The sequence below is a fragment of the Dellaglioa sp. CoH-56-MRSF-14 genome, assembly GCF_056782115.1.
The window spans coordinates 179,071-191,058 of record NZ_JBXAYB010000001.1; the positions used below are offsets into that span (position 1 = coordinate 179,071).

General features: G+C 34.3%; 9 protein-coding genes and 1 pseudogene. 2 read left to right on the plus strand and 8 right to left on the minus strand.

The genetic code is table 11. The annotated features are described in order from the left end of the window. Window positions 1-167: 167 nt before the first annotated feature. Window positions 168-1,586, minus strand: a complete 1,419-nt coding sequence (locus tag AC1RPX_RS00820) for a C69 family dipeptidase (protein WP_481760981.1) — start codon at window positions 1,584-1,586, stop codon at window positions 168-170. Between the two features lie 162 nt (window positions 1,587-1,748). Here AC1RPX_RS00820 and AC1RPX_RS00825 point away from each other — a divergent pair, with 162 nt between their 5' ends. Both AC1RPX_RS00825 and AC1RPX_RS00830 read left to right on the plus strand, forming a co-directional pair. After that, complete coding sequence (locus AC1RPX_RS00825) at window positions 1,749-2,270, plus strand: DUF1836 domain-containing protein (protein WP_481760982.1); 522 nt, start codon at window positions 1,749-1,751, stop codon at window positions 2,268-2,270. Next, entirely contained in the window at window positions 2,271-3,128 is an 858-nt protein-coding gene (locus AC1RPX_RS00830; RefSeq protein ID WP_481760983.1) for a DegV family protein, read from the plus strand. A gap of 48 nt (window positions 3,129-3,176) precedes the next feature. Here AC1RPX_RS00830 and AC1RPX_RS00835 read toward each other — a convergent pair whose 3' ends face one another. From AC1RPX_RS00835 to AC1RPX_RS00865, 7 genes and pseudogenes are all read right to left on the minus strand, one after another. Continuing rightward, entirely contained in the window at window positions 3,177-3,599 is a 423-nt protein-coding gene (locus tag AC1RPX_RS00835) for a DUF3284 domain-containing protein (RefSeq protein ID WP_481760984.1), read from the minus strand. 19 nt (window positions 3,600-3,618) lie between these two features. After that, window positions 3,619-5,025: a glycoside hydrolase family 1 protein gene (locus AC1RPX_RS00840; RefSeq protein WP_481760985.1), complete on the minus strand. Its 1,407-nt coding sequence runs from the start codon at window positions 5,023-5,025 to the stop codon at window positions 3,619-3,621. Window positions 5,026-5,089: 64 nt separating this feature from the next. Beyond that, window positions 5,090-6,376: a PTS sugar transporter subunit IIC gene (locus tag AC1RPX_RS00845; RefSeq protein WP_409021736.1), complete on the minus strand. Its 1,287-nt coding sequence runs from the start codon at window positions 6,374-6,376 to the stop codon at window positions 5,090-5,092. Window positions 6,377-6,403: 27 nt separating this feature from the next. Then, on the minus strand, window positions 6,404-6,721 hold the full coding sequence (locus tag AC1RPX_RS00850; protein ID WP_481760986.1) for a PTS lactose/cellobiose transporter subunit IIA: 318 nt from the start codon (window positions 6,719-6,721) through the stop codon (window positions 6,404-6,406). Between the two features lie 22 nt (window positions 6,722-6,743). After that, window positions 6,744-7,055 (minus strand): PTS sugar transporter subunit IIB, encoded by a 312-nt coding sequence (locus AC1RPX_RS00855; protein ID WP_409021738.1) that lies wholly within the window; start codon window positions 7,053-7,055, stop codon window positions 6,744-6,746. Window positions 7,056-7,186: 131 nt separating this feature from the next. Next, window positions 7,187-9,907 (minus strand): annotated as a pseudogene (locus AC1RPX_RS00860) (sigma-54-dependent transcriptional regulator). A gap of 157 nt (window positions 9,908-10,064) precedes the next feature. Next, a complete protein-coding gene (locus AC1RPX_RS00865) occupies window positions 10,065-11,984 on the minus strand; it encodes a fructose-1,6-bisphosphatase (RefSeq protein ID WP_481760987.1) in 1,920 nt (639 codons plus the stop codon). Window positions 11,985-11,988 lie beyond the last annotated feature (4 nt).

Below are 11,988 nucleotides of genomic sequence, written 5' to 3' on the forward strand. Positions count from 1 at the left end.
ACTGGCACACTTATGAACTAACTTACATTAAAAATAATTATCTGTACTTAATATATGTGGGTACGCAAAAAGGCATAATTCCAAAGTTATATTGGAATTACGCCTTTTTGCGTACAAAGTATTTAAATATTATTTTTATAAATTAGCATCCATGTTAAATATTATTTTTATAAATTAGCATCCATGTTAAATGTTAATTTAGATAATGTTAATCCTTCAGTAATGAATTGACCAATCATGTTCATCGTTCTTTCACGCATATCAGCAACAATTGCGTAATTTTGTTGTGTGAGGTAGTTTGTTAATTCATCCCCACTCATATCTGTAGATGCTGCATCAATATCAGCAACCATCGTCTTCAACTGTTGACGACATGCCTTTAAGTAATCAACATTTTCTTGAATAAAATGAGAATAATGTGATTCTGTTAACATCGAAACCGTACGATACATCCAATAAGCACTATTCATATCTAGTGTTAACGGTGTTTCGCTGTAACTTGGGTCTGTGTCTGTTGCATTCGTGTAGAATGGCACAAATGGTGCAAATGCTGGAACACCTAAACAGATCCACATTAATGCAGAATGTGCATCATCAACATTATTTCTCAATTGAAGAACGTGTGCATTTTGTGTTCTATTCATTGAAATAGGACGGAATCGTAAACGATCTTCATCAGCACCATGACCAAATGGATCATATTGTGTTTCATTGTAATGTGAACCTAAAATAGCAGTCACATCTTCAACACTGATTTTTTTATTTGCGTAACAAATGAATGGTAATTCACTTGAAGTTGGTTCTTGCTTAATTTCTGGATTCAAACAACGTTGACCATACCAGACACGAGGTGTGTTGTAATGACGATCTTTTTCTGTGTCTGTTCCAAAAATATGACGGAAGTTCCAGCCTGTTTTATCAGGGTTTAAATGATGCTCTTCTACATATTCACGGATACCGTCTGACCACATAAAGTTATCTGTATTATCAAAATCAATTTCTTGAATAGCAACTTGATTAGCTGCAACAGCATAAGCATCATCTGGAATACGTTGTGCAATCCAGTGATGTCCGGTAACAATTTCCATGTACCAAACATCATTTTTATCACTAAATAAGACACCATTTCCTTCAGGTGAACCGTATTTTGTAATTAAAGCCCCTAAATATTCAACACCATGTTTTGCTGATTTAATATAAGGTGCAACCATTGTTTGTAATGAATCTTCTGCTAAACCATTTTTAATTAAAGGATCGTATGCTAAAACACGTTCATTCGCATAGACACTTTCTGTTGCGCTCATTGCAACATTTTTTTCATTAATACTACTTTCATCAAAGACACCTTTGCTGGATACCTCAACATTAGGTGTTGCTGTCCAGCGATACCCATTTTCTGGTAATGGTGCAGTAAACCCATTTTTATTCGAAGTTAACGTTTCATGACGTCCGGTTACTGCAGGGTACATCAAGAATCGTTGTGGTGTAATAGGCAAAAACGTATCATCATTTCTAGCAATCATCGTTGAGCCATCAATTGTGGCCTTCTTACCAACTAAAATTGTTGTACATGCTTGTTCCATCATAAATAATTCACTCCTTCTCATTATTAAATACCCTTATAGTGTACAACTTTTATCTTCATATAAACATGCTATTTTTATATACTTTAAGAAACAGTTAAATCTAGTTTACAACTCTAGATGTAAATGCTAATATAAAGATATTACGTTAAGGGGGGTTATCATTTGAGCCAAAAAGTTCCATCATCTTTTTTAAATTGGCTAGATAGCTTAAAGAAAATTACATTACCTGATTGGCAAGATTTCCCGGAATTAGACCTTTATATGGATCAATCCGTGAAACTTGTTAATCAATACTTAGAGCCATTACACTTAATGCCTGTAACACCTACAATGGTCAATAATTACGTAAAAAAAGAAGTTATGTTTAAACCCATCAAAAAAAGATATCGCAAGGAACATTTAGCAGCAATCATTGTTATTACTGTTTTAAAATCTGCTTTTCCGTTAGATGTTATCAAGAATGGTATCGACCAAATTTTAGTCGATAACTCATCTGAAGATGCTTACATGAACTTCGCTTTAATTTTTAACGAACAACTTAAATCTTTAACCTTTGATACCAACTTAAAGCCCGTCACGACTGAAACAACAATCATTGAATTAGAACAACGAACGGCTGCAAGTGCCGTGATTAATCATATTATCAGTGAAAAATTAGTTATATTAATGAAGGAGGCCAATTAAATGATGAGTAAAGAAAAAATAGCAGTATTAGTAGATTCAGGTTCGGATATTCCTAAAGAATTTATGGAACAGGAACATATTTATATGGTCCCTATTTTAATTACATTCAGTGATGCAACTTACTTAGATCGTATCTCTATCTCACCTGCGGAAGTTTATGAACGTATGGAGACTGAGATTCCAACAACCGCAACGCCTTCAGGTGGCTCAATTAACGACGTTTTTGACCAAATTAAAGCCGATGGCTATACACATGTTATTGCAACAACGATCTCAAGCGGTTTGTCTGGTACTTATAATTCAATTAAAACATTCGCCAAATTATCATCATTAACTGTTGAAGTCATCGATACAAAAAATGTTGGTATTGGTGGTGGATTAGCTGGTATTTTAGCATCAAACTTAATTAAAGAAGGCAATTATTTTGACGAAATTGTCACAAAGGTTCAACTAGCGGTTGATAGAAGTAGTGTCTTTTTCTATTTACCAACCCTACACTATCTTCAAGTTGGTGGCCGTATTGGACGTGTCTCTGGTCTTATGGGGAATCTCTTAAACATCAAACCAATTATTTCATGTGATGAAAATGGTATTTATTATCCTATTGCAAAAGCTCGAGGCGAAAAAGCTGCACTAAAAAAATTATTATCACTCGTTGATGATAAGATTGGCGATTCTCTTCATTTCGATATAGCCGTTGCATATGGTAATAATGAGCCTTTAGCAGCAAGTATCTTCGAAACCTTAAAAACTAAGTATCCAAATGCTGAACATTTTTACTTTGGCGATGCATCACCTGCTCTTGGTGTTCATGCTGGCCCTGGTGTTATCGGTATTGGTGTTGAAATTTTAGACTAAAAATAAAGAAGCAAACCGATAAATACGGTTTGCTTCTTTATTTTTAGTCTAATTAGTTGCATACTTATTTTCAATTTGTTTAAGCATTTTTTTGAAATTTCTCTTCTTAAAGAAACTCATAAGAATACTCATGAAGGCATCATTCATTTGTTGCATCTTGCCTTTAGAAGTCATGACTTCTTTATAACTTAACAAACAACGTTTATCATCAATTACCTTAATATCGTAACTTACATCAAATTTATTACGATTGTTATCCGTTTGAAAATGATAACTTTCGTTTTCAACTATTTTTGTTACTTTTAAAGCAGCTGATTGTGTTTTTGAAAACTTTTTCGTGAACGCAAAACCCTCTAATTGATTTTTTGTTAATTTCTGACCTGTCTGATCTTTAATATCATATAGTACGGACTCCATAATTTGATCAAATAGATAATCTGCAGGCATTTTTAATTTCATTTCCATTTCCATCAGTCATTCGCCTCCATTTTTAGTCATTAAATCCATTTTGTTCTGTCATTTTTTTAAACCAGTAACCGCTCTTCTTAATTGTGCGTTTTGCTTCATTATCTAAATCAACACTAATAAATCCGTAACGGTTCTTGTAAGCATTTAACCATGACCAATTATCCATACATGTCCACATATGGTAGCCATGAACGTTACTACCTTCTTCAAGTGCCTTATGAACCCATTTCAAATGATCTTGAACAAATTCAATTCGATAATCATCATTAATTTGCCCATCTGCATTAATAAATCTGGCTTCATCTTCAACACCCATCCCATTTTCAGAGATGAAACAATCAATATTACCATAATTATCCTTAATATTGATTAGTGCATCATAAATTCCTTTTTCATAAATTTCCCAGCCACGATAAGGATTAACTTTTTTTCCAGGCATATCGTATACTGTATAAAAATCTTCAGGCATCCAGCCATTTTCACCTTCTGGTTCGGCTTTAATTATTTTCGCCGCTGCTCGCCTTGGTTGATAATAATTAACGCCTAATAAATCGATAGTATTTTCTTTAATAACATCTAAATCACTTTGATGATAGATTGGCATTAAGTCATATTCATGCAACCACTCAACAATATCTTGAGGGAAAGTGCCTTTAATTGCGGGATCTAAAAATGAACGATTAAAGAATCCATCAACAAATTTGGCTGCTTTAACATCTGCTGGATTTGTCTCATCTTTTGGATACGTTGGCATTAAATTTAAAATAATCCCAATTGTGCCACCTAAATTGAGTGAATGATACTTTTCAACTGCTTTAGCACTTGCCAATGCTTCATGATAAGCCACCTGGACACCATGCTTTAAATTACGTTCATCAGGTAAATGCCATCCATATAAATACCCACCCTCAACTGGAACAATCGGTTCATTTTGAGTAAACCATTTTTTAACGCGATCGCCAAATAATTTAAAACAAGTTTCTGCATAGTCCGTATACAAGTCTACAACTTCACGATTTAACCAACCACCATTTTCTTGTAACACCATTGGCATATCAAAATGGTAAAGGTTCATAAAAGGTTCAATTCCAGCGGCAATTAAATCATCTATTAAATGGTTATAAAAGGTAACAGCTTCAGGATTAACCTCTCCAGTGAATGGATTTGGAATCAAACGTGACCACTGAATTGAAGTCCGATATGAATTATGACCTGTTTGTTTCATCAAAGAGATATCTTCTTGGTATTTTTGATAAACCCTTGATGTATTTTCGGGTCCAACCTGATTAAAGAACTTTTCAGGGCTTGCTTGATACCAAGCATCCCAAATATTATCAGCTTTTCCATCTCCTGAAACACGACCTTCAGATTGTGGTCCACTCGCAGCTGACCCCCACCAGAAATCTTTTGGAAATTCATATTTAACCATAGTAAACTCCTTTATTTAACACAAAATCTCTTTACAGAATAACGTAAAGAGATTCGCTTTTATTTTATTTTTTTGCTGCTTCAGCTTCTGCTTCAGCTTTTTCAATTTGTTTTGTTGCTAAGATAACGAATGGTGCGTAAATTAACGCTGAGATAACCACATTAACTGCGGCTAAAACCCCACCAGCTAAACTCTTAGTTGCCAAAATCCCGCCAATTACTGGTGGTGTAACCCATGGGGGCATTACCGTTGCTGCTGGCACAATTCCAGTGGCGGTTGCAATATACGCAACAGTCACAAGTACCATTGGTGTCAAAATAAATGGTACGAACATAATTGGATTCAACACAATTGGAAGTCCAAACATCATTGGTTCATTGATATTGAAAATACCAGGAGCTGCTGATAGTGATCCAATCATTTTGTAAGGTTTATTTTTACGACCAACAATGAAGATGGCAATAATCAAACCAATAGTTGCACCAGTTCCACCTAAGTTAACAAATGAATCGAAGAAAGGTTTGTTAACGATAAAAGGAATTGTTTTACCTTCACTAAGTGCTTTAACGTTAGCTGCAATAGCAGGTGCGTTAATTGTTTGCATTAATGGATCAATCATATTAGCTCCATGTAAACCAAAGAACCATAAGAATGGTGCAATAAATGCTAATAATAATGCTGATGGATATGAATTTGCCAAGCCCATAAATGGTTCTTGAACAAGTTTGTAGAATGATGCAATAATATCAGTTACGCCGAATCCTTGGAATAATGTATTGATAAAGGCAAAGATTGTAACAACAATCATTGCTGGAAATAATGAAGCGAATGCTTTTGCAACAGCAGGTGGAACACCATCAGGCATGTTAACGATTAAATGTTTGTTACCACTTAAACGTTGGAATAATTCTGCTGAAACCAAACCGACAACAAGTGCAACGAATAATCCTACTGAAGACATCCCAGCTAATTGCAAACCACCTAAAGCGAAGAATGAAGCAACTGATACTGTACCAGCAGCCATACCATCTTTACCATATGATTTTGCAACGTTATGAGCTACTAAGAATGCAACGAATAATGACATAATACCAAAACTAGCATTCCAAACGCCTGCTCCTACACCCTTCCAGATTGGAACATCGTTAACTATTTTAGGAAATAGTCCGTCCATAAAATTTGAAAAACCTGGAATTGGTAAGTTATTAATTAATGTTCCCAGAGCACCTAAAATCATAAGTGGCATAATAACAACGAATGCATCTCGAATTGCCACCAAATGTCTTTGTGCCCCAATTTTTGAAGCTACTGGAATAAAGTGAATATCCATCCATTTTATAAATTTGTCCATGAGTAGTTCCTCCTTAAAGTTTAGTACTTATCCTATTTTTTTGTATAGATCTACTACCTCACCAGCTAAGTCTCTAAATGTAATCGCATTCATTAAATGATCTTGTCCATGAACCATTAATAAACTAACTGGTACCGGATCCCCTGAAGCTTCTTGCGTTAACATGGCTGTTTGAGAATGATGTGCTTCAATGAGTGATTTGTCAGCATCAGCTAACTTAGCAGCTGCGGTTTCAAAATCGCCTTTTTTAGCGGCGTGAATTGCTTCCATAGAATCACTTTTAGCGTTTCCACCATTAACAATCAGCCCCATGATTGTTTGCATTTGTGCATCATTTTCGTTCATATCTGATTACCCCTTTTATTTTTTATTTAATTAAGCTTTTAGCTGTTGCAAGAACTTTTTCGCCATTCATCATGCCGTAATCTTGCATATTGATAACTTCTACCGGAATATTTTTGTCAGCAACCTTTTTTTCAAATTCATCTTTCATAAAACGAACTTGTGGGCCTAACATTAAAATATCAACTGGTTTTGATTCAAGCATTGAATCTGCCTCTGAAGCACCAACTGCAAAGATTTCTGAATCATAGTTCTCTGCTTCTGCAGCCTTTTGCATTTTTGACACCAATAAACTTGTACTCATACCCGCTGAACAAACTAACATAATCGTTTTCATAATTTGCCACTCCTTTTTCTATTTATACTCTTATATACGCAAGTTCCATGCCAAAAATAAAGACCATCGAAAAGGCTTTAAGAAAGCGCTTTCGATGGTCTTTTATTTTATTTGCACACTACTAGTCACTATTACACACTGACTTTATTCAACGTATTACCCATAAAAATTTGGACAATATAGGCAACTTCATCATCTGAAATCTTAATATTATACATTTTTTCAACAATAATCAGGGCCGTTTTAACTATTTCCATCTGTAAATGATTCTCAGCTGAAAATTCTTGGACATTCTTAAACGGTTTAATTGATTGATTTTTCAATCTTGAATCTACTAGAAATGCTAGATGCATCATGATCCCTACGATAATCTCTGGATCAAGAACAATCTGTAAATCTGATTAAATTTTAATAATCATGGTTTGAATAGTATGAATTAAATCTGGGACAGAATTAACTGAATTAATACTACCTTCCAATGCATTAATTGTTTCTCGCGTTAAGTCGTTATCAGACAACATCCGCTGCAAAACTTGTAAGGTTTCATCATTAAAGATATCTAAAGCAGAAAAGAATGGCACTCTTTGGTAAGAAACCTCGACGGTACCAACAATTGCCTTCACATCATAATCGCGCATTAATGTATTAATGTGCTTTTTAAATGCATCTTTTTCTAAATATTGCATCCGAATTACTTTAACTTCGTCTTCGTTTACAATTGGCATAATACGATCATATAATCTTGCGGCGACACCTTCGCCGGTAAAACAAGCTACGATAACTGCTTTTTTCCTAGGATGCATATGGAAAAACTGCTCTTTTACAGACGATTCAAAAATATGTTGTGCATTTGCGTAAATATCTTCTAGTTCACGACCGGCAATCGCAATTCTTAATGATTCAAGCACAACTAACGTACTCGTCATTGAAACAGCTCGAATATTAATCCCTGTTTCTTCACCTAACATTGATGCAAAACTAGTTAAAGAGCCCATGTCAGTTAAAAGTAATAACCCTTTTTTCAATTGTTCCTGACTATCCAGTACATAATCTCGTACTTGATCATAAATTTCCGAAACATTTACATCAAGTGGCATATTAATTGCTTTTCCCTTTGTTGTACCAAGTAATTCTTGTGCTGTCTGTAACATAGAAGAAGCCGTTGATGCCCCGTGCATTAGCACGATGATACCGACTTTAATTTCATTTTGTTGTTTCTTAACACTTAAATCAGAGCTCAAAAACATTGTAATAAATCCAATTTCATCTAATGGAATTTCAATATCAAATTCATGTTCAATTTTATCTGCCATTTCCAGTGCAACACGAAAGGCTTTTGGATTTTTTTGTCGTAAATTATTTAAATCAGGATGAATAATTGCGACATTTTTCCTGATTCTTTCAATAGCACTAACAAGGTGTAATCCAAATGCAAATCGTGCATTTTCATTATATTTTTGCCCTAATTTATTCTGGGCTAAGTCATAAACTTCATTGGTAACCGTCCAAATATCATCTGGTAGTAACTCTTTTCGAACGCCTTCACCCGATAATTGTTCAATGTAATCTTTAAAATAACCTTTATCATCTGAATCGATTAACGTTTTAAGATTTAGTGATTTAAAATTCTGTTTATCAGTTTCACTCACTTTTTTATCAATTGTTTCATAAACCGTTGGTTTTTGATCGTTTTTTTCTACCGTTTCGCTATTTTTAAAAGTCACAACTTTTGTATTTTTTTCATTTGTTCGTTTCGCTAAACGTTCCATTAAGACATCAATTTTTTTATATTTGGATTTACCTTCCAAACGTCCTTTTTGAACATTCAATGGTAAGTCTTTTAATCTGATATATAACGAAGCCGTTTCATGCGTTCTAAAATACAAGAAGGCCTTTGCACAAACAACTTTAATATCCCTCTGAATTTGACCAATATTTGCTTCAGGCTCGTATAACATTAATGCAAGCATCGCATCTCGCTCAACAATAATATCTTGGCTCAATCTACCGACTTCTTGTTCAAAAAAATTCATGACTATCCCATAACGTTCATCAATTGTTCGTTTTGAGATAGGCGGTAATGTAATTGCCATTGGAATACGTCGATTAAATGTGCTCAAAAAATTTTCTGACGTTTCAGTCGTTGCCCCAATAATCTGTACACTCGCTTCTTTAGTAATTGAAGACTCTCCTAAAGGCCGATAAAACCCCTTATCAATAAAGGTAAAGAGCATTTCTTGTCCCTCAGGAGGTAATCGATGAATTTCATCTAAGAATAAAATACCACCGTTAGCTTTATCCATTAATCCTTTTTTATCTTGATCAGCACCTGTGTAGGCCCCTTTTTTAACACCAAATATATGCGCAAAAAGTAACTGTGGATTATTCGCATAATCCGCACAATTAAACCGGATAAAAGGCGCATCAGCCTTCACCATTTCTGATTCTAATGCAAACTGATACATACATTCAGCAAACAAAGATTTACCCGTTCCCGTTTCACCAAAAATAATTGTGTGTAGTCCTCTTGGTGGATATAAAATGGCTGCTTCGGCTTGTTGGATCATAACCTTTAATGAATCATTAGACCCGATTAACTTTTTGAAACTCATCTCTTTAACACTTTTATCATTAATTTCTTTTTGACGTGTTTCTTTTTCTTCAAGTGATGCCCACTGATAGAGAACAGGGCGCCCATCACTTTTTGTAACGTCACCATTTTTATATAAATCATTCAAATAACGACTCACATTTGCGCGATTGCAATTAAGCTCGTCTGCAATCTGTGTCGCATCCATCGCTATTTCCTTATTTTTTAAAAGATTATAAATATCATTTTTTCGATCTCCCAAGTTATCACTACTCCCTTACACGCTAAAAGAAAACGCTTACCACTAGTATACCGCAATCTTTTTTACATTTACACACTAATATTTGCTGGCTTACTTTTCTCCTTTTACACAGAAAATCATAACCTAAATAAAAAATCTTACTTTTCAGTAAGATTTTTTATTTACTCTGTAAATATTTTTTTAATTCTACAACACGACTAGCAAGTTCTTTTCCCATATCAGTTTCAGCAATTGTTTGTCTTTTAACTTCACTATCAATAATTCGTTTCACTGAAATAATATCTGTCCCATTTTCAATTGAATCCCACTTAGACGTAAAGGGTTGGTGAGCAACTAATTGTAAGCCATATGAATTAGAGAGCAGCGTATATCCACCAATTCCAGTAGTTGATTGGTAAGCTTTTGAGAAACCACCATCAATCACAATCATCTTTTTATTGGCCATAACCGGCTTGTGCCCACGCTTAACTGGTGTATGCCCATTAATTATTTTACCGTTATCTGGATTAAGCCCGAATTCTTCTAATATATGACGACAAAATGCTTCATCATGTCGTAATTTGTAATACGCATTTGGTATCTCAACTTGAACTTCTTCATCATTAATAAAGTAACGTTCAAAAGTTTTCATCGCATGTTTCCCAAATAAAGGCGATTTGGGTCCTTGCCATAAATACCAAAGTAAATCAGTTTCAAGGTCAGTAGATTTTTTAGGTTTAGCATAGCTTTTACGTAAATTATCTTCAAAAAAAGCTAATAATTCTGGTCCTGCATATGCTTTCCCTTTTAGCTCAAAGCCCTCCAATTTACCTTCTTGTGTAACTGGAATACAGCCGTGAACTAACAAGTTCCCATTATATCGTTTAAACATACTACCACGTGCCATCATAAAATCTAGATGTTCTCGTAATTTAGTCGCATGGATAAATGATTCTACTAATTTATCCATTATTTCTGACTCATCATCTGTTAATTTATACGGATCTGCCCAATCAACTGTTTGAAAACAAGTATCTTGTAGTGAATAATGTTTCCCATCGATTTCTATTTTTGACCCTTTGTTCCAAATCTTTTCTAAAATCGCACGATTTGCCATATCAAAATCAGGACGTCTTTTAATAATCTGTCCTTCTAATTTAAATTGAATAATAGCGATTGCCTGGTGTATTTTGGTCATTAAAAGTCGTTCGTCTTCTTTGATTTTTTCTTGTGCTGAATTAACTTTCGGTGAAAATGCTGGATTATCTTGATACGTTTTATCGGCAAATGTTGCTAAATGGCGTAAATTAATCCCATATGCATCTTCAACAATAGCTAAATTATTATATCTAGCACAAATTCGCAATAAATTAGCGATACATAAAGGCGAGCCAGCAGCACCACCTAACCATAAAATATCATGATTTCCCCATTGAATGTCAACTGAATGATAATCAAGAAGTGTCTTCATAATTTTATCTGGCGCAGGACCACGATCAAAAATATCCCCAATTACGTGTAAATGGTCAACGATTAACCTTTGAATCGTATACGCTGTAGCCGTTAAAAATGCTTCTGCTTGATTTAATTTAATTAAATTTTCTATTATACGATTATAATAATCTTTTTGATCAAGTTCATTGGAATTACTATATAATAATTCCTCTGTTATATACATAAAATCAGGTGATAGTGCCTTTCGTACCTTCGAACGGGAATATTTTGTTGCTGTCTTTTGTAACAACTCTATCATTCTGGCAATGGTATCTAAATACCACTGCTCCAATTCAGGTTGTGAAGTGAATTGTTGTTTTTTAGCAATTAGTTTTTCTTCTGGATAATAAATTAAGATTGCAAAGTCCTGTATACTCTCTTCAGTCAAACGGCCTTCAAAAATTTCTTGAATTTTTTGTTTAACATTTCCTGAACCATTTCTTAAAACATGTTGAAATGCGTTATATTCACCGTGAACATCACTAACAAAATGCTCCGTTCCTTTGGGTAGATTAAGAATGGCCTCTAAATTAATAATTTCAGTGACAATACTTTGTTTAGTCGGAAATCTTTTTTCCAATAACGTTAAATAATAGGGATTCATTTAA